This is a genomic window from Paenibacillus solani (assembly GCF_001277345.1).
Lineage (GTDB): Bacteria > Bacillota > Bacilli > Paenibacillales > Paenibacillaceae > Paenibacillus_AQ > Paenibacillus_AQ solani.
In genome coordinates this window covers 447,049-473,105 of the sequence record NZ_LIUT01000001.1, presented here as the reverse complement: position 1 = coordinate 473,105, position 26,057 = coordinate 447,049, and the positions used below count along the sequence as shown (strand labels likewise).

Below are 26,057 nucleotides of genomic sequence, written 5' to 3'. Positions count from 1 at the left end.
TCTGACACCTTCAAGAACATTGAACCATGTCGTAAGATATGGGGATAATCTTGGAGGTGTTTTTGCGTTGGCAACTAAAGTGAGCTATCCCAAATCATTCAACATGTTATTCTACGCTCTTTAATGATTCAATCATATGGATGCGGTTCACTTTCCTCCTCAGCAACAAGCCGCCAAAGCTCTCCATGTAGTCCGGGGTACTGTAAAATGAAGGATTCGAGTACTGATTGGAAAATGTTCAAAACCTTCATATCTACCGCTTTATTATTCAGCACTGGTGCCGTGAACTTGATTCGAATGATATCTCCTACCGAAATATGATGTTTGTCGGCATAGGATTTGGGTACCAGCAAACCATGATCTTCCAAAGCGATTCTGTTATCACTTTCGTCTAAGAAATGAATGAGACTGTGCAGCACTCCACATGCATGGAATGCTCAATATTGACGAGAAGATAAGGGCTACCTTAGGCCCTTTTCATTCCAACTGCAAAAACTTCAAAGTTCATATTTTCATAGTATGACACTAACTCTTCTTCACAAAAAAATTGCAGATGCAAGTTGTCTTTTTTGCAATGCTCCACAAGTAAACGGGTAATTTCAGATCCAATCCCTTTATTTCTATAATCAGAGTGAACCCCCAAGCCGCATAAGTAAGCATTGATGACCCCATCAGAAACTATTCTTCCAGTACCGATTAGACGTTTTTCATGATATGCATAGATAACGTACCAGCTTTGTTTCATGGCGGTTAGTAGCTTATCTTTACTTAGTCCCAAATATTTATTCCAGTGAAGGTTCTCATATAGCTCATATAAGCTATCTTCTGTAGGTAGCTCTGTAACATATTGTGTTTCCATAAGAAGCCCCCCTTGCCCCAATTATATTATTTATTTGATTTATTATATTACTATTCAATTATTCACTGTTAAGCCTAATGACACATGTGTAAATTTACTTTTAAGTATGGATACAGAAAGGACAACTATCTAAGCAGCCCACATTAAAGCATAAAAAAGAAGTGGGCTATTAACCCACTTCGTCAAATTACCCGCCAATACACTCAACTACTAGTCTTTCCGTACTAATAGAGTGCAGCACTCCACATGACTTGTCTGCGGGAACATATCGACAGGCTGTGCCCATTCGATCTCATAGCCGCCCTCCAGCAGAACCTTACAATCCTTCGCCAGAGTAGAAGGATTGCAAGAAACGTAAACAAATTTTTTCGGCTTGGTGCGGAGCACGGTTTCCAAGAAGCGCGGATCCAGGCCTGTTCGAGGCGGGTCAGCAATGATTACGTCGGGTTTCATGCCTTCCTTGACCCAACGCGGCAGCAGCTCTTCTGCCTGGCCAACATGAAAGCTGGCGTTAGCCCGTCCATTACGTGCAGCATTGGCCTTTGCATCCTCGACCGCTTCAGGAATTGTCTCGATCCCGCGTACTTCCTTGGCATAAGGCGCTAGCCACAAACCGATCGTGCCGGTGCCGCAATACGCGTCAATGACGGTTTCTTTACCTGTCAGGCCAGCAGCTGCCCTTACCGATTCGTACAGCTTCACCGTCTGCTGCGGATTCAACTGGAAGAATGCTCTCGGCGAGAGTGAGAACTGCAGGTCACTCAGCGATTCCTGCATACTCTCGGCTCCCCACAGCGTAATCGTCCGGTCTCCAAAAATAAGCGAAGTCTTCTTTGGATTAATATTTAATGAAATGCCGCTAACCTCCGGAATCGTAAGGCGCAGCATACGAACGAGATCATCCTGCCTTGGCAGCTTACTGCCAGCCGTAACCAGCGTTACCTGCAGTTCTTCAGATTGGAAACCATGACGGACCACGATCGTCCGCACACCATCCTTATTTCCGTTCTCTTTATGAAGCGGGATCCGTAATTCTTCAAGAACCGACTTCACCTTCTCCACAGCTTCATTCACCTTCGGGTGCTGAATCGGGCAGCCGCTAATATCCACAATCGTATGGCTGTCCGCCTCATAGAGCCCTGCAATCACTTCGTTGCCCTTCCGTTTAAGCTGCAGCTGGGCCTTATTTCTGTAATTCCATGGATGCTCCATCCCCAGAATCGGCTTAAACTTCACATCGTCCCGCCCTGCGTATCGGCTGAAGGCTTCACGGACAATATCCGTCTTGGCCTGCAGTTGTCCTTCATAAGAGATATGCTGAATTTGACAGCCACCACAGATGCCAAACACAGGGCAAGGGGGCTCTATTCGGTGCGGTGAACGCTTCTCCACTTCCACGAGCTGGGCCTTGATAAATTTGGACTGGATTTCTTTCACTTCAGCTTTGACCACTTCGTTAGTAATTGCTCCGTCAATAAACACGGCCTTGCGGCGGTAATATCCGACTCCTTCACCGTTAATCCCAAGCCGTTTAATCGTTACGACGATAACGTCACCTGCCTGCAGCTCATCCGCATGCTCTCGTCCGGATGAAAGCTTTGGGCCACGTGCTTCCTGCTTATATCTATCAGATGCTTTCTTCCCCAAATATGATGGAGCTGAAGAGCTCCGATTCTTCCTATGATCATGCTGAATAGCCGACTTGGTGCCAGCTTGCTTGGCTGCTGTTCTCTCACCCGGCTTTTTTCCGTATGCTGTTGTTTTATTATTGGTTCCTTGTCTGGAACGCCGTTGTTCACTCATGCTATGATTTCTCCATCCTTAATGGTATCGTGTCCAATATACCATGCCAAACCCGTGAATGCGAACAGCCCATGGTTCCTTTTCCGGTCCTTTCGTATTCTTCTGTTTCGCAAGGCAAGATAATTCACTCCCATAAGCGTATCATCCGCAGATCCATTTAATCAAAAGAAGATGACCTCTCTGCATGGAGAAGTCATCTTCTTTTTTTATCTAGTCAACTATAAAAGCTACAGGATTATCCCAGCGAAATGATGTCTTCCCAATGGCTAGTTATGATGATGGCGCAGAGATTGTAGACTGTTGTCTGGATATGATAAACAGCACGACCCATATCAGCAGGAACCCCAGCAGCTGGGGAACAGTCACGATTTGCTGGAACACGATCCAGTTGATAAGCACCCCGACCATAGGAAAACTCAATTCCGCAAGGGTTGCCACGGAAGCTTTAGTCGTAGTTAATCCTTTATAATAAACGAGCAAACTCAGGAGACCTGGCAGCAGTGCCTGGCCGATCAGATTCAATGATACCAAGGCAAAGGCTCCTGTGCCCCATGCCGGCATATTCCATGCTGCCCCCTCGCTCCACGTCAGGACGGTCAAGAGTGGGAGTGCGAGTACAAAGCGCAATGAGGTGACCGTCTCGTATTTCAATTTACCTACCATCAAGCGCCCCATGACCGTTGAACCCCCCCATAAGGCTGCAGCCCCTAAAGACAGCAGGCTGCCGACTTGAATGAACTCACTCCAATGGCCAATCGGCAGGGTGAGACCAAAAGTCAGTAAATACGTGCCAGCTATGGCAATGACGAGTAATATTCCAAAATGACGCGGAAGCTTCTCCTTCAGGAGCAAACTGGCTAGAATAATGGCGAATAGCGGCTGGAGCTTCTGAAGCAGCAGAACCGCGTTCAGATTTCCGCTCGACAGTCCCATCGTAAACAATACCGTGGCTAGAGCCGAACCGCCCCACGATATAAACAGCAGCGCGCCAACATGACCCCATCCAAGCCCTCTTAACTCTTGGCGGTTCTTCCACAATACAGGAATCGCAATCAAGGAAATGATGATGTGTTCCAGCAGCACGATCTGCGCAGAGGTCAGATTCTTAAGCAGAATAACCCGAAATAAAGGATCCACACCCCAGAGAGCTGCGCCCAGAACGACCAGCCAGAACCCTCCTTTAAACCGTCCGCTTGCCTTTGTGTTGGAGTCATAGGGTTTAACCTTGACTCCCGTATTAATATTGCTCATTCTTGCCCTCTCCTGTCTTGAATACGGAGGTCTTACTAGCAGAAAGCCCCCGCAATCGACACAAGTCGATATATACGGGGGCTGATCAAACAAGCCTGCCTCAAGAACAGAAAAATCCCGTTCCGATAGCAAACTCATCATTGATCTTCTCCCATCCGGACTTTACCGTCGGCCTTGGAATTGCACCAAGTCAGTCGCTGCATTCATATAAGTACCAGAACGCAGCGAGTCGCGGGCTGAGTTTCGTCCAAGGAGGTACGAACCATCACCGCCGGTTAGGAATTTCACCTTACCCCGAAGATCCATATTCATGTTTTATTTTTGTAACCATTCCATACAATTAACCGACAATTCCTATTACTTTAGTTGCCTTGTTGAAATTATACCATGAATTCTTTCATGTAAATACATCTATTTTCACAATAAATGAAATTAGGCAGGATTACAATGAAGAACATCACTTTTATATATAATACTGAGAATTATACAGCAAGTATAATTTCGTTACCATCATGTTTTATTTCCATTTCAAATCTCTGACTTCAATTTCATGTTCCAATACGTACCGGATGAAATGCCAGCGGCTCCCGCTTGAAGGCTCAGCAATTCGAGAGCCTCCTTCGTATTAGTGTTCGTTCCCTCCGTTTGCGGCAATGGTGACACTCGCTGGGCTGAACTGGTGTCAGTTCCGTCATCGTGCTGTTTCATTTCACTTAATAATATTTTGCTGCCATCAGGGCGAACAATGTACTGACGTAAATAACCACCTTCTTTTACTGTCACCATCTTTCCTTTACCCTCTTCTTCCTTGTGGCTCTTCTGAAGCAAAAGTTCAAACCCTTCTTGGGCAGGTTTAGCTTGTTTCTGTCTAACCGATCTTCCATAAGTATATTCAGACGCAATATGCATGATCTCACATCCTCATTCCATTGTTCTTTTCATCCTAAACCATATATCGGAGAGCCACCTCAATCGTGTGAATCCACTATTCCCCAGATTGACATCAAATCGCGCCCTCTGTTTAGAATAATACCAGCTTTCTGGATGCTTCAACTGAATACCAAAAAGCGCGATGCAACAACCTAGCCGCACCGCGCCCTTGAAATGAACAAATCGTTTTATTTTCCCTGATAGCGGTCATATGCCGCCTGATATACTTCCATATACCGATCCAGTCCCATCTTGTTAAGCGTATTTACGTACTCCTCCCATTGGCTGAACGAAGCCGATCCGTTCACGAATTTCGCTTCCATCTCTGTTACGTAATCCTGAATGTCTTTACCCACCGAAGACATCAAATCAGTCTCCTCTAGCGTAAAGTTAAAGTTGTACAGGATATCCTTCACAGCATATGGTTCTGCTTTCTCGGCAGCAGCCAGGGCAGTTGGCAATGTCTCCGAACCTTTAAACCATTTTTCACGAACGAGTCCAGGATAGCTGCCGCCTAGCCATGTGAAGTTTTTGGCAAGCGCCTGATCCTGTGTCAATCCATTGGCATTCTCGGTAATATCTTTAACGTACTCCAGCTGTCCATCCGCACTCACCGTGTAGGTCTCGCCTTCCTTGCCCATGAAATAGAACTGAGCCCCTTCATCACCGTAGAAATAATCCATCCAACGAATCGTTGCTTCCGGGTTCGGGTTCTTATCTGTTATGGCAAAAGCCCCCACATGCACCATTGGCACCTTTACATGGGAATAGAGCTGGTCTCCGTTAGGTCCCTTCAGTGCTCCAAGTCCAATGTATTCCTTGCGTCCCATTACCGTCTCTGGATTCGGAACAATGGTTGAGCCGAGCAAGCCTTCCTGCCCCTTGGCATTCAACGCACCGCCTTCAATGGTGAAAATCTCTTTATCCAGCAATCCTTCTTTATAAAGCTTGTTCAAGAACTCCAGCATTTCCTTGTATTCCGGCTGTGCTTTGGTAAAACGGAGCTTGCCCGTATCCGGATCAACGTCCACGAATTTATGACCTAGTCCGCTCGTTCCCAGTCCCCAAGAACCTTTCAGATGATCAATGATGCCCGTAATACCTGTAGCAGCGAAGGGAACCTCATCATGTTGCCCATTACCGTTCAGGTCAGTTTCTTTGACCGCCTTCAAATAAGCGTAGAATTCTTCGGTCGTCTCCGGCTCCTTCATCCCCAGCTGATCCAGCCAATCCTGATTAATCCAGAGCGGCGTGCCAATCAGCATGGACAGCAGGGCCGGATCGTAGAAGGAAGGCAGAGAATAGATGTTGCCATCCGGCATCGTCAATCCCTTGCGAATATCCGGATATTCCTCCATCAGCTTTTTGATATTCGGAGCGTACTTGTCAATCAAATCATTCAGCGGAATGAACACTCCCTGCTCACCATAACGCGTCAATTCTGCTGAACTCACCCTTGCTGAATAGAATACATCCGGGTAGTCTCCTCCTGCCAAAGCGAGATTCCGCTTCTCGGTCAGGGTCTCAAACGGAATGAGGTTCCAGGTCACGTTGATGTTAGACATTTCGCGATAGGTTTTCCATACGAGTGTCTCCTCGAATTTGCTTCCGTTCGTCGGCGATTTACCGGTAAAGAACGTGAGGTTCAAAGGCTCGTTTACGATCGGCATGCCAGTTTCATTAACGTTGGCCGCAGGTGATGCTCCTTTATCCCCAGCAGCCCCTTCTCCGCCCTTGCTTCCACAGCCAGCCAGTAATCCCGCAGCCAGTACGGCAGCCAATGTGATCGAAGTCCATTTTTTCATAACCATAAATTCATATCCCCCTCATCATTTGTCCGTAATCAACCTTTAATGGCGCCAATCATAACGCCCTTTACAAAGTACTTTTGCAAAAAAGGATACAATAACAGCATCGGCAGATTCGTCACAATTACCGCTGCATACTTGATCGCTTCTGCATCCATCAGGCTGCGTGCCAGCGAGTCATCACTGATATCCACCATCTCCTGCATTTGCCCCTGAACCAGAATTTCTCGCAGGAACAGCTGCAATGGATAGTTCGAACGATCCGACAGATAGATCAACGCGCTGAAGTACGAATTCCAGTGACCGACGGCATAGAACAGCACCATAACAGCCAGAATCGGTCCGGATAACGGCAGAACAATGCGCCAGAGCACCCGCATATTGGAAGCTCCATCAATAAACGCCGCCTCCTGCATCTCCTTCGGGATCGAATTCTGGAAGAAGGTTCGCATAATGATGATGTTCCACACGGATACCGCCGAAGGAATAATCATCGCCCAGATCGTATCCAGCATCCCCAGCTCTTTAACCAGCAGATAATTCGGAATCATCCCGCCGCTAAAGAACATGGTAAATACGATAATCGCGGTGAAAATACCCCGGCCGTTAAAATCGGCTCTCGATAACGGATAAGCGGCAGCGATTGTCATCATGACATTCAAGGCTGTTCCGGTAGTCGTATAGAGCAGTGTGTTCAGGAATCCCCGCATTAGCTCCGAATTAGCAAATAACCGTTCGTAACCGACAAATGACAATTCCCTCGGCCAGATCCACACGTCCCCCCGCATCACCGTTTCCGGAGCACTTATGGAAGCAATCAGAACAAAATATAAAGGATATAGTACAAGAAGCGTGATAAAAGATAGTATAATGTAAATAAATACTCCAGCTATTCGTTCACTGCGGCTTTGCGGCATATGCCATCATTCCTCCTTACCATAAGCTGTTCTCGCTGACTTTCCGGGCGATCCGGTTTACAGTAATCAGCATGATGAAGTTAACGATGGAATTGAACAGGCCCACCGCAGCCGAGAAGCTGTACTGCGCACCCAGTATACCGCTTCGGTATACATTGGTGGCGATGACGTCAGACGCTTCCATGTTCAGCGGGTTTTGCATCAGGAAGATCTTCTCAAAGCCGACGCCGAGAACAGAACCGATGTTCAGAATGAGCAGGATCGTCATTGTGGGCGCGATCCCCGGCAGATTAATATGCCAGATTCGCCGCAGCCAGCCTGCACCATCCACCTTGGCCGCTTCATGCAGCTGTGGATCAATTCCGGCGAGCGCTGCCAAATAGATAATAGAGCTCCAGCCCATGCCCTGCCATACACCGGACCATACATAGATGCTCTTGAACCACGAAGGTTCCGTCATGAAAGCTATAGGTTCTCCACCGAAGGAGGTGATGATGAAATTGACAAGGCCGCTGACCGGCGACAGAAACATCATGATCATACCAACCACAACGACCGTAGATAAGAAATGGGGTGCATAAGTTACAGTTTGTACAAATCGGCGGAACCGGCCCGACCTGGCTTCATTGATCATCAATGCCAGAATGATCGGAATCGGAAATCCGACTGCCAGCTCATATAAACCGATACCCATTGTATTTTTGATAATGCGCCAGAAATAAAAGCTGTCAAAAAAACGTTCGAAATGCTTGAAACCGGCCCACGGACTACCCATAATCCCTTTGTTAGCCATAAAATCCTTGAATGCAATCTGGACGCCATACATCGGCACGTAATGAAATACAATGAAGTAAATCAGAACCGGAGCAAATAGAACGTATAGCTGCCAGTTTTTGCGTACCTGCATCATCCATCTTCGCCAGGCACTTTTCTTGCCAATGTTTGAATGCGCTTCCAAGTTGTTAAGATGACGTTGTAAAATCAGTTATCCCCTCTCTTTCGTTTATGCGTTTCGTGTGACCCAAGGTCCACGTCTGAATCATAAACGACCCGAGTGCATAAGGGATATTGACCATTTTATTGATGTCTCGCTTTTCATTGGATAGACGGGTAAATAAGCCATTTTCCTAAAGCAATGCCTATAATCTAAAAATTTGACTATCCCATTTTTACGTTTGTTTAACACAAATCAGGTACATTCCTTATAACTTGTCCTATATAATGTTGGGAAGCCTAGAACATCAGAACATACACAAAAGGGGGGAAGGCTGTGAATTGGATCAGACATAAAAGCCGCAGTGTATTCTTTAAAATATTTCTGAGCTTTCTGGCCATCATTTTGTTATTCGGATTGTTCTATATGGTTATCTTCCAGCTTTTCAAGAACAGCTTTCAAAAAGAAATCATTGATACCAACCAGCGGGCGATACACGATACCACGGAACGGTTCACCAACCAATTCAGCAGGCTTCAGGTATTGATGTTTGACATATATAATCAATCGAATTTAATCGGGTTCAACAATCAGCTTCGCCACCAAGCCGGATACAATGTGAATTACTTGAAGGCCCGCGAAGTAATGATTCAGATGCGAAGCGATATCTACAATCCGCTCTTCTTCCTGGAAGACACCCTGATATATTTCAGGGAGCATAATTTTGTACTTAGCAAATCGGGAAGCAGCGATGCTTCATATATGTTCAATCGTTCCTATACAAGTCCTATGTATCCATATTCATTCTGGAACAGCTACGAGGGCGAGCAGGAATCCTTCACGCTCCTCCCAGCTGACACCTATCAAATCAGCAATGAACTGACTGAGAAGAAGCTAATGCCCTACGTCTATAGACAGCCGGACAGTCCATATGAGGTCATTGGGCTCATCGATATCGATAAAGCCGCCCAGTCGTTCTTCGGCGAATCGGATGATCGTGCCTTCGCCATCCTGAATGCCAAAGGCAAAGTGCTGTATGCTTTAGGTTCGCTTAACCAAGAGGAGCTGCCTTCATTTGAAGCAGGGCAAAAAGCGGTGCTAAAAGACGGAACCTACTATTTAATGGAGACTGGAGCGGAGGGGCTGACCTACGTTTCGGCTGTGCCGTACAGTCATGTTTCTTCCCAGCTCAATCGGTTAACCGGCGGTTTGCTGCTCATCTTCTGTTTGTCTTTAGGCGTGGCCCTTGCCGCATCCTATTTCTTCAGCCGCCGATTGCACAAGCCGGTGAAGCAGATTCTTACAACTGTACTGAACAGAGCCAGCAACTCACCAGTACCGGATACGGGAAGCATTACGGAGTATGATCTGATTCAGAACCGCATCCAGGAGCTGTTCCGGGAGAAAGAAGAAATTCGGGACCGTATGAACAAGCATAAGTCCGTTCTGACAAGTTACTCTTATATCAGCCAGCTGAAGAGCATCAATATGGACATCAGCGAGTGGGAAGATTTCTTGTCGGATGACGGAAGCTTTATCGTCGTTCTGTATCACATCCGTTTTCGGATGAATCCGGTCTACGAGCTTCCACTCCATACCGATCAGGCTGTCCGCCATATGCTGGAGCATATTCATTTGATCACGGCCGAACGCTATCCAGGATCTCATACATTCCAGATCGAGAAGAATGAGATTGTTTCCATCTTCAAACGGGAGGAGGCCACTCATTTAGAGGAGCTGCTGCAAGAGATCAGGGATGTGCTGAACGAAGAGAAAGAGTTGTTCCTTGTCACGATTGCGATCAGTTCCCAGGTAAGCGATTCGTCTGAGTTTAACCAAGCCTACCATCAGGTCAAGGGATTGACTGCCCAAGCTCAGCTTCTCGAGGAATCGCAAATCGTGACCAAGCAGCGGGTGCTGCCAACCACCGTCAACCTGAGCCCGTCACAGGAAAAAGGACTGTTGGATGCGCTCCAAGCCGGCAGCGAGGATCGCTGTTTGCAAATTATCGATCAGGCACTGGAAGCCATGCAGCGGAAAGAGGCAGGTATCGCACAATTTCGTTTCTTCGCCGATTCAGTCGCTGCCAAAATTATGGGTTATTTAGAAATGGCCCAGATCGACAAGAACGCCCTTCATTCCTTGAAGCAGTGGAGCACTCGAATAGCAGAATGTCACTGCTTATCCGATTACCAAGGGGTATTCCGTCAGCTCATTGAGGCTTCATGTGCGCTCATTCGCAAGAAGAAGGATACCGGAGAAGAGCCGCTGATCGCCATGTTTATGAAGATTATTCATAACCAGTATGCAGAAGATCTGTCTCTCGATTATTTATCAGCGAAGCTGAACTTATCAAGCGCCTACCTTTCTGTTTATATCAAGGAGAAGACCGGCCTCAACTTCAGTGATCATCTGCTTGGGATTCGTATGAACAAAGCCAAGGAATTGCTGGCGTGCACGGACTTGACCGTAAATGAGATTAGTCAGCGTGTCGGTTATCTTAACATTACCTCCTTCAACCGGACATTCAAGAAGGCTGCTGGCATGACGCCCGGAGCTTACCGCCGGCAGCATGTCGTGCAGACGCATGCAAGCAGTTCATGAGTCTCGCGGTTAACACATAGAAAACCTTCTCTTACATAGCGTGACCGGACCTAGCCCGGCTTGTACGCGGAAGAGAAGGTTTTTTTGCTTCCAAATCGAAATATAAAATATACAGAATCTGTATCAACAAAAAACCAAAAGGATGAGAATGATGCTTTTTCGTATGACAACCATGACCGCTGCCTATGCTGATCAAATTTTGTTATGGAGCTACGAACCGCCTTATGACTTCTATAATAGCGACCAAGATGAGGAGTCTTTAAGAGAGCTCTTGGAAAATTCATATTACGCAATCCTGGACGAGGAAGATCAGCTTTACGGCTTTTGCTGTACAGGTCCCTCTGCCCAAGTTCCGGCTGGAATCCCGCTAGGTGCCTATGAAGAGGATCTGCTGGATTTCGGTCTTGGGATGAAACCTGAATTTACCGGAAAGGGACTGGGAAAAGAGTTCCTCCCCTTCGTGCTGGCATCCATTGCTGAGCTTCACGATCACAAGCCACTGCGGCTGACCGTGGCTGCATTTAACCAACGTGCGATTCGTTTATACACCGGACTCGGTTTCACAAAAGTTACTTCATTTGATAACCGTGGCACCACGTTTATAACGATGGTCCAAACTTAATCTTGATTCTGTGATTCAATGGCTATGTAAACATCCACTACGGTATTCGCTGGATCAAATGCGTGGACATCATAGCGTTCATAATCGCCCGTATACGTCCTTCTCTCCGCTGCATGCTCAAAGTAACTCCAAATTTCACGCCATACCTGAGGGACAACTTCCATGACGGGACCTCGTCTAGTCCGAAATACCAAGTACCTGGATTCCGGCACGAATGCTTGTCGCTGTATCCCGGAATTGGTGTCCGCTGCAGCTGCGGCTCCCTCATCCATCGAACTGCCGATGATCACGGTGTAAGCCCCGGATGCATCGCTCTCGTATTCGGTATACAAGGCATAGATGGATTGATCGTTATCGGATATCTGTGCTTGCATACCGCTTTGGAAGTAGCTGTCCCATAATCTTGGTATCTTGCCTTGCGGCCCTGCTTCTTCTTTATTTGTCGTTCGAACTCCAATACCTTGAATAGACATGGCCGGCCTGGTCTCGATCCATCGTTCACTTTGATTCTGCTGATGATTGCTCATGAATTGTTGCCTCCTTGAAATGAATATAATTCTATTCTAAGGAGGTAATGTGGACACCTATCTGTCCTGGTTACCGTACCGACTAATAATCCTTTGTGCCCTTCGCTTTAATTCCTCCGCTGCCTCAGGCGGTTGCTCAACCAGCACTTGAGCCCCAAAGCTCAGAATCATGCCATAAAACCACTCATCCAACTTATATCTCGTTTGAACACGAATAGCCCCGTCCGGGGTAACAGTTACTTGTTCAGGCGGAAAAATATCCGCCACTCGCTGACGTGCGCTTGCCTCAAATAACAGCACCGTCTCCTGCTCCTGTTCCTGTTCATGCGACCACGACGTTTTCCATTCCAAAGATTCCTTACCGGAAAATGGTCTTGACTCATATTGCTCACTCAGCATCTCAATCTGCTGCATCCGCGACAGCCGGAAGATTCGCTCATCCTCCCGCACCAGACAATAAGCTTGTACATACCATACATTACCCTTCAAAATCAGGGATACTGGTTCAATGATTCTTTGCTCAGAAGCTCCCTCCGAACTAATATATTCTATGATAACCCTGCGGCTTTCTTGAATCGCTTGTTTGAGTATGCTTACACTGGTCTTTAAACCTTGGCGCTGCCCCCAGGGCTGAAAGTCCATCACAACAGACTCCCTGCGGTATTCACCACCAAAACTCTGCTCCACTCTATGAAGCAGTGCCTTTACTTTCTCAAGCAGGGTATCCATCTGCTGATCGGCCAAGGCGCTGCTCATTCCTTTGACGGCCGCAACCAGCGTACTCATCTCCTTAGCGGACAGCCAGTATTTGTCGATCATGTAATGCTCCATAATTTCAAATCCGCCAGATATCCCCTGATGGGCAACAATGGGAATCCCGGCTTGAGACAAAGTATCCATATCGCGATATATCGTTTTGCTTGATACTTCAAATCGCTCAGCCAGCTCCTTGGCGCTCAGTCTCCCGCGGTTGAGCAGCAGGACGGTTATGGCTAACAGCCGGTCAATTTTCATTACGCTACCCCTTAATTCTCAGTCATTTATTATATAGGAAAGTTGTGAAACCTCGATCCAGTTCGCCAAATTCCTTAACTCAAGCTTAACAGATTCGGCATGTGTTCACCCAACCGTTAGGTTAGGTTCAATTGCTCGTCAACCTGTTATGCTACAATGATAAGCACAGCAAGCAAGTCGGGGGCCTTGAAGAAACGAATCTTTCCCGAGTAACGTAGACATACATATAAATACAAAGACTGCTCGAATCTTTAACATCAAGGAGGAACATACATATGGATAATCGGCTTGACGCCATGCGCAGATGTCACCCGGACTCCGTAACGATCTCCCGCATAACGGGCATCATTACGGATGGGGTTATCCTGCTCGCAGCTGTAGCATATCTGATTATCGCCGCTATATTCGGGTGGACCCTAATACCAGGCTGGATCACCATCGGATTGCTGGTTCTCGGAATCTGGTTTACTTGGGCTGTGCCCTCCTTCACCTACAAACAATTCGGCTTCCGGGTAAGTGAGGAAGAATTGGAGCTACGATCCGGCTGGATCTGGCTCAGCGATACCCTGGTCCCCATGACGCGGGTACAGCATGTCGAGCTGGAGCGGGGACCGCTCCTCCGTAAATACGGCTTAGCTAAGGTAAAGGTTGTTACCGCCGCGACGACTCATGTCATTCAGGCGCTTAAGCTGGAGGAAGCAGAGGAACTGAAGAAACAAATCGGCGAGCTGGCAAAAGTGGTGGATCACGATGAATGAACCAACAAGACTTCACCGGCTGTTCATCCTGTTCCCGCTCGTAGGTAGCGTAAAATCGCTCATTCCGATCGCAGCTCTAGTATCCCTCAAATTCCTCAACGGAAAGTCGCTGCGTGACATCCCCTGGTACTGGCTGTCGGCTGTCATCATCATCCTGGTTACGCTTCTGCTTCTGTACGGATATCTGAAGTGGAAGCGCTTTGTCTATACGTTGGAAGAAGACAAAATCCTCATCCGCCGCGGTGTTCTGTTCCGTGAGGAATTGTCCATCTATACAGGTCGCATTCATTCCATGAATATGGAGCAGCCTTTGCTGCAGCGTATTTTGGGACTTACCCAGGTCCGAATAGAAACACCGGGCAAAACCGAAGGCGGAGGCATACTTCCTGCGGTCACCAACAGCGAAGGCGAAAGGCTTCAACGCTGGCTGCGCGAGCAAACGAGAACCAAGCAGACGGAACGTGAAATACACCAACATGAAAGCTCCGACCCATCCGACCACTGCCTTTCCGCGGAGAGTGAGAGGCCATCTGTTCAACCGTCGGAAACCCGGGAGAATCAGGAATTCATTCACCCGCCGAACCATAACCAGGGATTTGAAAGCAATCGTTTGGCGAATCCCGATTCCAACACCGCCGGGAGACACTCCGCGGGCAATCCAGGAACGGTAGAAGATGAACGCAGCACGCTGCTGCAGCTATCCTCAGGACGCCTGCTCATAGCCGCTCTCTCCTCGCCCAACCTGTCACTGGCTTTAGCCTTTGTGGGTGGTATTCTATCTTTTGCGGACGACCTGCTCCCGGATCGGATGTACCAATTGCTGTTTCAATCGGCAGGGAAGCTGCTGCCCGGCAGTTGGATCGGCATCGCCGCTTTGGCGCTCATCGCATCCTGGCTGCTCTCGGCCGTGCTCTATACGATCAAATATGCGGGCTTCACTGTTGAGCGCATTGGGAAACAAATCTCGGTCAGCTGTGGACTACTGGAGCGAAAGAGGCTGCTCTTCTCTCCCGAACGGGTGCTGGCCATTACTGTCAAAGAAGGCGTATTCCGACGCTGGTTCGGTTACGCTGAGGTGAAGGTCCATGTGCTGACGTCCGAGTCCGATAAGCATTTCATGCTTCATCCTTTACTGAAGATCGGAGATATTCCAGCACTGCTGAATCGGGTTACGCCTCAATTCAGCGCTCAGGCCATTACCGCTTCCCCGCCGCCCCGCGCAAAATGGATGTACCTGCGGTGGAAGCTGGCTTTTGCCGCTATCATTTGTGCTGTGTGCATTTGGTATTTTCAAAGTCTCGGTTTGTTATCACTTCTGCTGCTCCCGCTCTCGTTAGCTTGGGGACTCCTTTCTCACCGGGATTCCGGACTCAATCTAACGGACAAACAGCTCACGATTCGCAGCCGTTTCATTGCAGTCTCCACCAGATATATACGCCGCCCGCAGATCATTGCCATGGAGGTTAGCGGTACACGTAGACAGCGAAGAAGAGGGCTTCTGTCACTTCAAGTGAAGATGATATTTAGCGAGATCAACGAAGGTTTACGCGGAATGGATCAGCGAGAGATCGAGGCTGTTCGGGCATGGTTCCAAAAGAAAAAGGGCGAGACCTCCGCCTGCTAAGCGGAGTGGTCTCTCCTCATCGATTGATCAACTCTGACTGTTTGGCCTTCGCTCTTCCCGAAGTGCCAAAGCCAGATAACCGGTAAACCAGGAATGTTGCCACGAGAAATACACCGTACACACCGATAGTTATGAGTATATGTGAAGGATCGGTCATAAGACGGTCTCCAACTAAAGCGAACAGAAGCATAGCAGGGATTTTTCCCAGAGCGGACGCCATGCCGTATGAGATAAACGTCACTTTGCTGATCGCCGCATACACATTGACCACAACAGAAGGGATAAACGGGATCAAACGGGAGAAGAGTATGGCCAAAAAAGCATTCCTCTCGAACATCGTGGTCACTTTTCCCAGCCTGTTATAACGATAAAGCACCCGTCCGCCCCATTGCTGAAATCCGTAGCGGATGAATATAAACATCAGAATAGAAGCAGCAATAGAGCCGACCCAAGTGACGATCCCGCCGATGAGTGGTCCTAAGGCAGCACCGATTACGCCTCCTACCACCGGGTATGGGATCACGGGAAACAAGGCCATGATGACAGCCATAAGTATGATCAGCATTATCTCGTCAGTCGATCGTATCCAGGTTAATATGGCATCTCCATAATGGTAAACCAAGCCGCCTATCGCAGCGTATACCAACGCCATTCCTATCTTCTTAAACATAATCACGCTCCATGCCGTAATGCACCTATTGTATCACGGAGCATAGAAAGGCGGACAAGCAGAAATAGGGACATCCCCTCGTTACAGGGATGCCCCTTCTCTGTTTATATCTTTAAAGATTCAACAAGTTATAAATAATAACTGCTGCTTGAGCACGATTGGCGATGCCTTTTGGTGTAAATCGGTCATGACCAGTCCCTTGAATCACGCCTTTCTCGGCCAAGAGGGCGACAGCACTTCGCGCATACCCCGCAATGCTGCTGTTATCCTTAAATTTCGCCAAGGCTCCGCCCTCGTCGTCAGCCTTCATATCGGCGAATAAGGACAAGGCATTAGCACTCATAATAGCCATCTCCTGACGGGTAATCGGACGATTCGGCTCAAATTTACCCCCGCCCACGCCTTGAACTAACCCAGCATCTACCGCAGAGGCGATCAGCGCGTAGTGCCAGTCGGTTGGTTTCACATCCGTAAATTGAAGATCTATCGATCCTTCCAGCTGGAAAGCACGAACCAGCATCGCCAAGAATTCGGCTCGAGTTACCGGCTTTAGCGGCTCGAACGAGTCCTGTCCCATTCCTTCCACAATGCCCAGCGCAGCCAATTTCTCAATAGCCGACTTCGCCCAGCCCACCTTCTCTATATCGCTGAATTCCCGTGTCTTCGGCGTTGTCGGCGGCTTTACGGGAGGATTCACCGGTGGTGTCACGGGTGGATTCACTGGCGGTGTCACCGGTGGTGTGACTGGAGGCGTCACCGGCGGTGTGACCGGTGGCGTCACGGGTGGATTCACCGGTGGTGTGACTGGAGGCGTCACTGGCGGATCCACCGGTGGTGTCACCGGCGGATGACCATTGTCACCTGTTTTGACCGTCACCGATGAATTCGAGTCACTTTCGTTATGAAGCCGATTAACCGAAGTCACCACGTAAGTATACTCCTGATCCTTCAATACGCTACGATCCACCAGCGATTGCACCGTATCCGCGGACTTTCGGAATGTCCCTATCAAATGTGATGGATCCTGGATATTGCCTGCCTCTTCGCCTTCAAAGCGATATACGGCATAATACGCTTCATCACCTGCTGATGACCAGCTAAGCTTTACCCCTTCCTGTATAAACTCAGCCTTCAGACCCTGCGGAGATGACGGCGCTGTCGAATCGATCCAAGGCATCGCCGGGATTAACGCCGGATATCGGTATAGGTCATTTTTCAGCCTGTCTGTGAAGCCAAGCGCGTTATCCCGAAACCATTTGGAGCTGAAAAACATACTGCCCTGGACTTCTTCATAGTTGCGGTTGTATTTGATCTGGTTCGGCAATTCCTCGGGGTTTGACCAATCGGTGTTCGAACCGATTTTATACAGAGCTTGTCCGCTGTACAAATGAACCCTTTTGCCTGAGACTACCTCGCTCCACCAATCGATCAGCTTATCATAAGCAGCCGCGGAATACCCGATGTTCCAATAAATCTGCGGCGTTATATAGTCGATCCATTCTTCATCCACCCATTTTTTTGAATCAGCATAAATGGCATTATAACTTTCCAAACCGTTAGTTTCAGAACCTGCCGGATCACTGGATTTATTTTTCCAGATGCCAAACGGGCTAATACCGAATTTCACATAGCTCTTCTCCGCCTTAATGGCAGCATTCACGTTCTGTATGAATTCGTTGACATTATTTCTTCGCCAGACACTCTTATTTGTAAAGGTACCCTTGTATTGATTAAACGTGTCCGTATCCGGGAAATCCACACCGGTTACAGGGTACGGATAGAAATAGTCGTCAAAATGCACAGCATCAATATCGTAGTTCCGCACGACCTCCATAATGCCATCGATAATAAACTGCTGTGCCTCCGGGATCCCTGGATTAAAATACAGCTTGCCGCCATATTCTTCAACCCATTCCGGATGCTGCTTCGCTGGATGGTCCTCTACAAGTTTGTTGACATCCCCTTGCAGACTGATGCGGTACGGATTAAACCAAGCGTGAAACTCCATGTTCCGCTTATGGACCTCTTCAAGAAGGAAAGCCAGCGGATCGTAACCCGGATCTTTGCCCTGGATACCCGTCAACCATTCGGACCAAGGGCCATATTGGGAGGGATAGAAGGCATCTGCCGTTGGTTTGATCTGCATAATTACGGCATTCATCCCTGCATCCTCGAGCTGATCCAGCAGAGTGATAAACTGTAACTTCTGCTGCTCCGGATCGGTGACGCCTTTGGCAGGCCAGTCAATGTTGTCCACGGTCGCAATCCAAGCAGCTCTCATCTCGGTCTTCGGATGCCCGGAAGCTTCATTTACCGTAACATAGAGCGAGCTGCTCTTTCCTTGAAAATCAGCTGTTATTCTCGTGGAACCTGTCATCAAGCCGGATACCACTCCTTTAGGATCGATAGTAGCTACATTCGGATTACTGCTCGTAAACGTAACACCTTCCGTAATAATCACCGGCTCCTCCATCCAGGAGTAGGTTGCCGATACTACGGTCTCGAATGAGTCACTGACCGTAACCGCTGTAAGGCCTTGAAGCTCGATGCTCTGCAGTACAGGAACCGGGTCCGTTACCGTAATATCATGCTTCGCGGACATGCCGTGGTACGAAGCGGTGATGGCTGCCGTTCCAGCGGAAATAGCAGTCAATTGGCCGGCTTGGTCTACCGATACAACGCCCGGCTGGTCGCTGGCATAACTGATATCTTCTGTCAGCCACACAGGGTCCGTCGGGGTACCGTAAACGGAATAAACCACACTGGTTCTCATCTTGCCGGTAACGCTTGTCTCCATATGAAGCGGCCCGGATAACAGTAATTCACCAGGGTGTGGCGTATCCGCCGTAATATGAAGCTCATACTGAGATTTCGGCGCGTCACCGTATTGAGCTGTTATCGTGACCGTTCCCGGTGCCAATGCCTCGATCGTGTCGTAGGTCACTCCTGTCACTGTGGCAATATTGTCGTCACTGCTGGTCAGCTTCACACCGTCAGTAACCAATACAGGCTCGGTTTGTCCTTCGTATGTAGCATATACTTGAGGCTTCACCGTTTCTCCAACACTCAGGGGAGTCAGTCCACCTATATCGAGCCCATACACTTGGGAATTCGAATAGAATGCGGACAACCTGTCGAAGTACACGGTCCCCCTGTTCTTATTCGTGTCTTTTAATTCCGCGATATAGATTTGGTTCACTTTAAGGGGATACTTGATAGCAGACGGAACGTTAAATTTGACGTACCTCCAGCCTTTCCAGCTAAAGCCGCTCGTCGAGGTTAAGTCCACGGTATGCGTGCCACCGGATGAATCCAGAAGCTGAGCTCGAAGCCAGTGATCCCCGCCATCGCCGTAAACCCATAACCCTAGAGCAGTCGGTGAGCCTGGTACGCTTCTGCCCATTGACCCGTCCGGGTCTCTGAAGTTGAGATACGCCGCCGAAGTGCCGGATTCACCATCTACAAAATCATAACTTAAAGCTGCAGCATGATGACCATAATAGATCGGCTCAGGCCTCCCCACTAAATCCAGCTGGGCCTTTCCCCGGGCCGAAGAAGCGAGCAAATTCGTTACGGATTCAAAATTCTCCAGGACGACATGCTCAGAACCTTCAGAAGTTGCAGACATATCAAAGAAATTTTCCGCTGCGGAAACTGCCGAGCTGAACATTACTGTAAAAGCTAAAACCATGGGCAAAATGATTCTGCTGCTTCGCTTGATACGCCTCTTAATTCTCATTCACTAATTCACTCCTCATTAGAAAATGTATGCGCTTACGATTCATGAAAACCGAAGTCTGATCGAAATCGGCAGTTCCCACCTCCAATCAAATAGTCAAATTAGATGATCCTTATGGAACAAAAAAACATCCAAATTCATCTCTCCTCTATCATAATGAAATTTTATTTCAATTTTCAATAGTTTTTATAAAATATAATTTTATAAATTAGGCAGGAATTTTCTATCTCACGACGTATGAGACCAAAAAAAGAAGCCAAACGAGAGTTCTCTCCCCTTGGCTTCAGCTTCAAAATTTATTCAGTTCACGTATTCAAGAAGTTCGATGATCAGCGTCACGGCTTCCGCACGTGTTGCGAATTGCTGTGGTGCAAAGCGGTTGTTACCTACACCGCCAACCAATCCTACTTCCACTGCAGCCGCTACATAGGGACGAGCCCACGCTTGTATCTCCTTCGCATCTTTAAAAGTCAGCTTCGCTGACGAATCCGGGCTGATTCCGCTGGCGCGAACGATCATCGCTACCAGCTCCGTCCGATTTAGCGGCTTATGAGGGCCGAAGGAGCCATCCTTGTAACCGCTGATAATACCAGCTTCCACTGCTTGTGCTACAGCATCCTTCGCCCAAGCAGGAATTTGGGCTGCGTCACGGAATGAGAGCTGAACACCGCCTTCATCAAGATGCAGCGCGCGTACCAGCATCGTGATGAACTCTGCCCGTGTAACCTGTTGATTAGGCCTGAAAGTTCCATCTCCATAGCCGTTAATGAAACCAGCTGCCACAGCCTTATCGATGGCTGATTTGGCCCAGTGCCCCGCAGTATCCTTCAGCGCTGGCGGATTACCTTTGTCTGAATCCGTATCTTGATTGCTTCCATGCTGGGAATCTGTACCCGATCCATTATCCGGCTTCGTCCCATTCCCCGTACCTGAACCGTTTGCAGGGACTGAGCTTGTTCCATTCCCAGAACCGGAACCAGGATTGCTGCCCGAACTAGAACTGCTTCCCGGTCCTGGATTGGAAATGCCGGAGTCCGGATTTGGTGTCCCAGGATTCGGTGTCCCAGGATTTGGAGTACCCGGATCAGGTTTCGGCACAACAGCATCCTTCTTCACAATACCGAATTGATCAACGATAAACGGCTGTGCTCCTTTAAGATTTTGGTCAATTTCATACGTGACCGCAGTCAGCTTGCCGCCATCTATCGTAATACCGACGAAATTCTGTACCTGGCTGCGTTTCGGTCGCCGATTATCGTTTGGATCGGGGCCATATTTAGCCGCGTGGTTTTCTTCCGCACGTTCGAACAGTCCGTAGTATGCATCTCCAAGCTTTTCACTCGGATTCTTATAATAGACCTTAGGTCCCGCGGTGGCTGGAATCAAATAGATTGCACCTTCCGGATTGACCGAATATTCCAGCTTCTCACCATTTAGCATTTCCGTAATTTTCTCTACCTCTGCCGCTTTTCCGTCAGCTTTGATCGGTTTGGTGCGGGCATAAATATGATCATGACCCTGTAATACCAAATCAATGCCGAGCTCTGCCATTAACGGAGCAATCTTGGATCTAACGCCATTGGCTCCCATAATATCGGAGTCCGTCGCATGATTCGAAGTGGTGTACGGACCCTTATGAATATTAACGATCACCCACTGTGCGCCGGCTTTTTTAGCCTTTTGCACATCTTGTTTAAGCCATTCCACCTGTTCGACCGAGAAATTATCGTACGTGTCCGAATCCTCATTGGAATTCAAAACAACGAAATGCGCGTTGCTGTAATCGTACGAGTAATACGCTCCAGTCTCTGTTGCCGAGTTGTCCGGCTGCTGCACATTGAAATGCTCGATAAAAGCGTAGTTCTCATCCTCATGGTTGCCCGCAGATGGCACCAGCGTTGTATGGAGCAAGCTTTGCTGCGAATACCCTAACAACCAGTTCCACTGTTCTTCCTTGACGCCCTTGTCTACAATATCGCCGTTATGGATGACGAATTGTGCTTCCGGCACAGTAGCCAGAGCTTTGGCCAGTGTCTCGGATGAGAGCAAGGCCTCCTCTTCTTCCTTCGCCTGCGTATCGGCCAAATCAATAAACGTGAATGCACCTTTCTCCGGCGCAGTCTGGAAGGTTCCCGTCTCGCTCCAAACCCCAAGCGCTGCATCCCCTACGCGGAAATAGTAGGATGTGTTAGGCTTGAGCTTTGTTGCTTCTGCTTTGTGCACAAGTTCTGCCTCAGAATTAGTAGAAGCAGCCGAACGTCCTTGGAACGAGATCCCATTCGTAAAGTCAGCCGCAGCCGCAGACTTCTCCACAACTTGAAGATCACTGTTTGTCACCTGCTGAGAAGTATACCAGGTAAAACCCTTGGACGTTTTGGCATCACCATGGAATGTAACCGTTACTTTACTCACTTTTTCTTGAACAGGATCCGGTTTTGTCTCCTTCATGATACCGAACTGATCCACGATAAACGGCTGCCCGCTGTTCTGATTCTGATCGATTTCATATGTTACGGCCGTCAGCTTGCCCCCGTCGATCGTAAAACCGACAAAGTTCTGAACTTGACCTCTGGCAAGGCTGGTTGAATCCCCGTATTTACGGGCATGATTCTCTTCTGCCCGCTCAAACAAATTGAAATACGCGTCTCCCAGCTCCGGCTTTTGGTTCTTGAAATAAACCTTGGCCCCTGCGGTAGCAGGAATCATATAGATGGTTCCATCCGGTTTAACTGCGTACTCGATGCTCTGCCCATTTAGCGTCTCGGTAATTTTGGTGACATCCTCTGCAGTTCCATCACGCTTGATTGGCTTCGTACGCGCATAGATGTGGTCATGTCCCTGCAGCACCATATCAATCCCAAGCTCGTTCATCAGGGGAGCAATTTGGTTTCTTACTCCATTAGCGCCAATTATGTCTTTGTCAGTTGCATGATTCGATGTTGTATAAGGCCCTTTATGGATATTGACGATAATCCACTTTGCTCCAGCAGCCTTCGCCTGCTCCACATCCTGTTTCATCCACGCTACTTGCTCTGTTGAGAAGTTCGCGTACTCGGATGAATTCTCATTGGAGTTAAGCACGATGAAATGCGCATTGCTGTAATCGTAAGAGTAGTACGCGCCAGTAATTGTCGCAGCGTTATCCGGTTGCTTCACATTAAAATGCTCATAGAAGGCATAGTTCTTATCCTCATGGTTGCCCGCTGCCGGCACGATGGTTGTGTTCAAAAGACTGGATTGCGAATGGCCCAGCAGCCAGTTCCATTCCTGCTCTGAGGTGCCGTTCTCGACCACATCTCCGTTATGCATCACGAATTTGGCATTCGGGATTGTGGCAAGCGCTTTGGACAAGGTGGCTGCCGACAGACTGGCCTCGTCCTCTTCCTTCGCCTGTGTATCCGTCAGATCAATAAATGTGAAGGGACCGCTGATAGGTGCTGTTTGGAAGGTTCCTATCTCACTCCATAAATTCAGACTTTGGTCCCCGACCCTGAAATAATAGGAGGTATCTGCCGATAAGCCTGTCGCTTCCGCTTTATGTACATGCTCACCTGGAGAATTCGAGGAAACGGAGGTTCGCCCGCTAAATTCCAGGGCCTGGCTAAAGTCCGGCGCAGTGCCGCGATTCTCCACAACCTGTACATCACTTTGCGAAGAGACCAGCGGAGTATACCATGTAAACCCCTTCGTGCTTGTCGCATCTCCATAGAAGGTTACGGTAACCTTTGAAATATCAAGCAGCGGCGCCTGTGCTAACGCGGCAAGTTCCATATCAAAATACAGATCTGAGCTGCTATCACTCTGCTGATGAACCTCGACCGCGATTTCGTTGTTGCCATCCTGTAAATATGCTTTCAGCGGCTCCGTCAGATCGACATCCTTATACACAACAGGGAGGTCCTTGTTCGAGGTCGCCTTTGTATCATAAGTAATCTCACCCTCAGGTAAACCCATACGTCTGATTTCATGACCATTGACATAAACGACGGCGCCATCATCAACACCAAACGTGCCGAGAATCTGGCCGTAACCGTCAATTTGATCCTTGTTGACATGAAGATTCGTACGGAAATAAGTTGTGCGGTGTTTGAGCTTCTTGTCCGGACCATAGGAAACTTCGGTATTTAGCGACCCAAATTCAGCAGTAGATACCCCACTACCGTTATCTTTATACCCGAAAGGAGCCAGTCCGGATTCCCAAGAGGAATCATCATAAGTGGCGCGCCATACGGTTGTTAAATCTTGGCCCTGATCAAAATACTTCCACTCGGCATTCCGATGCAGCAAAATATCTGGTTGATCCTGTGTAGCGGCTTCTACTGCTGTAGGACCCCCAATACCTGTAAAAAACCCTAACACAAGTGCCGTAGATAACAGCATGGATAATAGCTTCTTGTACATGTGATTAATCATTTATTCTCTCCTTTTGTTATGTAGGTGGGTCTGTATCAAGAACTCTCAAACAGCTCCAGCATAACAAAGGGGGATTAATGGGTTGTTATCCCAGCGTAAAACGTATGTAAATAAAGACATGAGAACCTAAATACTGCCCCTTATTCATCCCAACTAAAAAAAGCAGTGCGAGAACACTCTCTCACGCTGCTTCCTTAAACTTCTATTTGGCTTAACCTTCCGACGGGTATTTCAGCCCCCACTGCCCCCGGATTTGATCCAGCAGTCTCATAATGGCAAGCGACTCATCCAGCGACATCACGTCGCTCTCAAGCCTTCCTTCCAGCAGGCATCGCCCCACTTCGTAAGCCTCGAAGCTATATCCCTTCTCCTGACGGTCATCCGTAATGATCACCGGTTCCTTGCCATCTACATGAAGCGATGCGGATGTCGCATTCAGAAAGGATGGAATGTGAATATGCCCGCCCGTACCATAAATGTAAGCTTCATTTGTCAATCCAAGCCGGATTGCCCCGTTTAACGATGCAGTTTTGCCTGACTCATAGGATAGAATAACGGAGAACTGCTCATCCACCCCCGTCTCGCCAATATGCGCGGTACTCCATATCTTATCTGGATCTGCTCCAAAAACCATAGAGGCAAATGACACCGGGTAAATACCTGCATCCAGAAGTGCCCCGCCACCTAGTTCCAAATTCAGCAAACGGCCTTGCGGATTCCAGCCGCTCCGAAACCCAAAGTCAGCCTTCAGCAGCCGAACGTCACCGATAAGCCCATTATTCAGCCATTCGCACACTTGCCGGATCGGTGGAAGGAAACGCGTCCACATGGCCTCCATCAGAAACAGCTTCTGCTCCCGTGCAGCCGCCACCAATTCCTCGAGTTCATCCTCATTGATCGTGAACGGTTTCTCACACAGCACGGATTTACCGGCCTGGAGACACATCAAAGCATGATCCCGATGCAGCGGATGCGGAGTTGCTATGTACACGACGTCGACATCAGGATCCCTCACGAGTTCCTCGTAACTGCCATAAGCCCGCGGTATGTCATATTTCGAAGCAAACTCGCCTGCATGACTTGCCGTGCGAGAGCCCACGGCCAGAAACTGGGCATTCTCCACATACGCCAGATCGGCTGCAAACTGCTCTGCAATCCAGCCCGTCCCCATGATGCCCCATCTAATCTTGCCCCGATTCTGCTCCATAAATCTTCTCCTCTCTTCCTCTCCATGATATAGCGCTACCTAAAGGTTGTAGAAGCTGTCCCTCTCCACCCTGCAAATTCGCAAGCCAAAGCTTTCATACCACTCGTTCCTGCCCCGCTCCTGCGCTACCTGATGAGCGGCATTCTCCTTCCATAAACGAATGGCCTCCAGGGAATCCCAATAGGATACCGTAATTCCCAAGCCTTCGTCCCGGGCAGACTCCACACCCAAATAGCCGGGCTGCTGCGCTGCGAGCTCTGCCATTTTGTCCGACATCACGCTGTAACCCTGATCCCCTGCTGTGCGCTTGGACACAAAAATGCAGGCATAATAAGGCGGTTTCGGCGTATTCGCGTATTCCGTCATTCTTTCGCCTT

At 48.5% G+C, this 26,057-nt stretch carries 18 protein-coding genes, 1 pseudogene and 1 riboswitch; of the genes and pseudogenes, 4 read left to right on the top strand and 15 right to left on the bottom strand.

Going from position 1 to position 26,057, the window contains the following annotated elements:
• Nucleotides 1-106 precede the first annotated feature (106 nt).
• The 8 genes and pseudogenes from AM231_RS02040 to AM231_RS02005 all read right to left on the bottom strand — a co-directional run.
• A pseudogene (locus tag AM231_RS02040) lies at nucleotides 107-413 on the bottom strand (hypothetical protein); the annotation flags it as partial.
• Between the two features lie 53 nt (nucleotides 414-466).
• A complete protein-coding gene (locus AM231_RS02035) occupies nucleotides 467-859 on the bottom strand; it encodes a GNAT family N-acetyltransferase (protein ID WP_054401089.1) in 393 nt (130 codons plus the stop codon).
• 210 nt (nucleotides 860-1,069) lie between these two features.
• Complete coding sequence (gene rlmD, locus AM231_RS02030; RefSeq protein WP_054401088.1) at nucleotides 1,070-2,662, bottom strand: 23S rRNA (uracil(1939)-C(5))-methyltransferase RlmD; 1,593 nt, start codon at nucleotides 2,660-2,662, stop codon at nucleotides 1,070-1,072.
• Nucleotides 2,663-2,932: 270 nt separating this feature from the next.
• Nucleotides 2,933-3,913, bottom strand: a complete 981-nt coding sequence (locus AM231_RS02025; protein WP_054401087.1) for a DMT family transporter — start codon at nucleotides 3,911-3,913, stop codon at nucleotides 2,933-2,935.
• A 139-nt stretch (nucleotides 3,914-4,052) separates the two neighbouring features.
• Nucleotides 4,053-4,219: riboswitch (FMN riboswitch) on the bottom strand.
• 222 nt (nucleotides 4,220-4,441) lie between these two features.
• Nucleotides 4,442-4,822 carry a hypothetical protein gene (locus AM231_RS02020; RefSeq protein ID WP_054401086.1) on the bottom strand — a complete coding sequence of 127 codons (381 nt, stop codon included), beginning with the start codon at nucleotides 4,820-4,822 and terminating at the stop codon, nucleotides 4,442-4,444.
• Between the two features lie 209 nt (nucleotides 4,823-5,031).
• A complete protein-coding gene (locus AM231_RS02015) occupies nucleotides 5,032-6,654 on the bottom strand; it encodes an extracellular solute-binding protein (RefSeq protein WP_054401085.1) in 1,623 nt (540 codons plus the stop codon).
• Between the two features lie 32 nt (nucleotides 6,655-6,686).
• Nucleotides 6,687-7,568 carry a carbohydrate ABC transporter permease gene (locus AM231_RS02010; protein ID WP_053489552.1) on the bottom strand — a complete coding sequence of 294 codons (882 nt, stop codon included), beginning with the start codon at nucleotides 7,566-7,568 and terminating at the stop codon, nucleotides 6,687-6,689.
• 16 nt (nucleotides 7,569-7,584) lie between these two features.
• Nucleotides 7,585-8,475, bottom strand: a complete 891-nt coding sequence (locus AM231_RS02005; protein ID WP_242615184.1) for an ABC transporter permease — start codon at nucleotides 8,473-8,475, stop codon at nucleotides 7,585-7,587.
• 363 nt (nucleotides 8,476-8,838) lie between these two features.
• Here AM231_RS02005 and AM231_RS02000 point away from each other — a divergent pair, with 363 nt between their 5' ends.
• Together AM231_RS02000 and AM231_RS01995 are read left to right on the top strand one after the other, a co-directional pair.
• On the top strand, nucleotides 8,839-11,106 hold the full coding sequence (locus AM231_RS02000) for a helix-turn-helix domain-containing protein (protein ID WP_054401083.1): 2,268 nt from the start codon (nucleotides 8,839-8,841) through the stop codon (nucleotides 11,104-11,106).
• Nucleotides 11,107-11,269: 163 nt separating this feature from the next.
• Entirely contained in the window at nucleotides 11,270-11,728 is a 459-nt protein-coding gene (locus AM231_RS01995) for a GNAT family N-acetyltransferase (RefSeq protein WP_278044600.1), read from the top strand.
• Here the strand turns inward: AM231_RS01995 and AM231_RS01990 are convergent.
• Nucleotides 11,725-12,255 carry a GyrI-like domain-containing protein gene (locus AM231_RS01990; protein WP_054401081.1) on the bottom strand — a complete coding sequence of 177 codons (531 nt, stop codon included), beginning with the start codon at nucleotides 12,253-12,255 and terminating at the stop codon, nucleotides 11,725-11,727. The two genes, AM231_RS01995 and AM231_RS01990, sit on opposite strands and share 4 nt — an antisense overlap.
• Nucleotides 12,256-12,312: 57 nt before the next feature.
• Nucleotides 12,313-13,269, bottom strand: a complete 957-nt coding sequence (locus AM231_RS01985; RefSeq protein WP_054401080.1) for a helix-turn-helix transcriptional regulator — start codon at nucleotides 13,267-13,269, stop codon at nucleotides 12,313-12,315.
• A gap of 275 nt (nucleotides 13,270-13,544) precedes the next feature.
• On the opposite strand from AM231_RS01985, the gene AM231_RS01980 reads away from it, so the two are divergent.
• Together AM231_RS01980 and AM231_RS01975 are read left to right on the top strand one after the other, a co-directional pair.
• Nucleotides 13,545-14,027, top strand: a complete 483-nt coding sequence (locus tag AM231_RS01980; RefSeq protein WP_054401079.1) for a PH domain-containing protein — start codon at nucleotides 13,545-13,547, stop codon at nucleotides 14,025-14,027.
• Nucleotides 14,020-15,651: a PH domain-containing protein gene (locus AM231_RS01975; RefSeq protein ID WP_106406042.1), complete on the top strand. Its 1,632-nt coding sequence runs from the start codon at nucleotides 14,020-14,022 to the stop codon at nucleotides 15,649-15,651. Before AM231_RS01980 ends, AM231_RS01975 begins: the two co-directional genes overlap by 8 nt.
• A gap of 16 nt (nucleotides 15,652-15,667) precedes the next feature.
• Here AM231_RS01975 and AM231_RS01970 read toward each other — a convergent pair whose 3' ends face one another.
• The 5 genes from AM231_RS01970 to AM231_RS01950 all read right to left on the bottom strand — a co-directional run bounded on the left by AM231_RS01970 (nucleotide 15,668) and on the right by AM231_RS01950 (nucleotide 26,046).
• The gene (locus tag AM231_RS01970) at nucleotides 15,668-16,321 is read right to left on the bottom strand and encodes a TVP38/TMEM64 family protein (protein WP_054401078.1); all 654 of its coding nucleotides are present in this window, start codon (nucleotides 16,319-16,321) and stop codon (nucleotides 15,668-15,670) included.
• A 112-nt stretch (nucleotides 16,322-16,433) separates the two neighbouring features.
• A complete protein-coding gene (locus tag AM231_RS01965) occupies nucleotides 16,434-20,060 on the bottom strand; it encodes a family 10 glycosylhydrolase (RefSeq protein WP_054401077.1) in 3,627 nt (1,208 codons plus the stop codon).
• A 300-nt stretch (nucleotides 20,061-20,360) separates the two neighbouring features.
• A complete protein-coding gene (locus AM231_RS01960) occupies nucleotides 20,361-24,473 on the bottom strand; it encodes an S-layer homology domain-containing protein (RefSeq protein WP_054401076.1) in 4,113 nt (1,370 codons plus the stop codon).
• A gap of 211 nt (nucleotides 24,474-24,684) precedes the next feature.
• Nucleotides 24,685-25,680: a Gfo/Idh/MocA family protein gene (locus AM231_RS01955; RefSeq protein ID WP_054401075.1), complete on the bottom strand. Its 996-nt coding sequence runs from the start codon at nucleotides 25,678-25,680 to the stop codon at nucleotides 24,685-24,687.
• Between the two features lie 39 nt (nucleotides 25,681-25,719).
• On the bottom strand, nucleotides 25,720-26,046 hold the full coding sequence (locus tag AM231_RS01950; protein WP_053489563.1) for an antibiotic biosynthesis monooxygenase family protein: 327 nt from the start codon (nucleotides 26,044-26,046) through the stop codon (nucleotides 25,720-25,722).
• Nucleotides 26,047-26,057 lie beyond the last annotated feature (11 nt).